This window comes from Streptomyces sp. NPDC001056, assembly GCF_053598955.1.
Window position 1 is genome coordinate 1 of record NZ_JBSFLI010000129.1, and the last position, 1,037, is coordinate 1,037.

Annotated in this window: 1 protein-coding gene; it reads right to left on the reverse strand. The window is 61.5% G+C overall.

The window, feature by feature from the left end; translation table 11 throughout:
* Positions 1-630, reverse strand: a 630-nt coding sequence (locus ACWDD7_RS37915; RefSeq protein WP_450460739.1) for a GlxA family transcriptional regulator, incomplete at its 3' end; no start/stop codon positions are given.
* Positions 631-1,037 lie beyond the last annotated feature (407 nt).

Consider the following 1,037-nt stretch of genomic DNA (forward strand, 5'->3'; position numbering starts at 1 on the left):
GTCCGATCGCGCGTTCAGTTCCAGCAAGGTCGAGAATTGCGACTGACCACCGCCGCGCCGTTGGTATAGCACGAGCTTGCGCGCGACCATGCGCGCCGTTTCCAGCCCGAAATCGCTTTCGACGATCGCGAGGGCGAGATCCACCCCGGCGCTCATGCCGGCCGACGTCCAGACCTGGCCGTCTACGACGAAGATGCGATCTTCGTCGAGCTGCACGTTCGGATATTGCTTCTTGAAGTCCCGCGCGTGATACCAGTGCGTCGTGGCCCGTTTCCCGTCGAGGAGCCCGGCGGCCGCGAGGACGAAGGCTCCCGTACATATCGACGCAATGCGCCGCGAATGGACGGGCGCGCGATGCAGGAAGTCCACCAGCGTCGCCGATGGAAGCCGGCATTCGTTGTCGCCGGAGACGATCAGCGTGTCATATCCCTCTTTGGCCAGCGGTTCGGTGTTGACCGAAAAGCCCTGCGACGACACGACCGCGCCGCCGTGCTCGGACACGATCCGGAACTGGTACACCTCCTCGCCGCGCAGCAGGTTCGCGTACTCGAACACGCTCGCCACCGCGAGCGCGAGCGACTGGAAATTTGGGTAAACAACGAGCCCCACGGTGTGCATGACGTCCGCCATGTGTGTGTCCTGATCAATTGAATCTAGCATAAAACGGACATCGTCACGGGCTGCGGCAGCGTGTCATTGGATGGCGTTGCGCGCGGTCGTCTTCAGGAGGCAAGGCGCCGGGCGGAGCCAGCTACGGAACCGATTTTGGGTAATCGGGCGCCTGTCTCAAAGGACGAATCCGCAAGGTTTCCGGTCAGCGCGCGGATGGCATGAATCATTGCATATATGACATTGAGGATGAGTTCAGTCGAAGCCAGAATTCTTTCCACGAACCGACACCCGGTCGGCTCAATTCACGGAAAGGAAAAATCATGACCACTTCCACGAAAGGCACCGCGCTGATCACCGGCGCATCGGCTGGCGAGGTTCCTGCGGAGCATCTTGTCGGCGCCGACCGGCTTGTACCGCACGCCCTT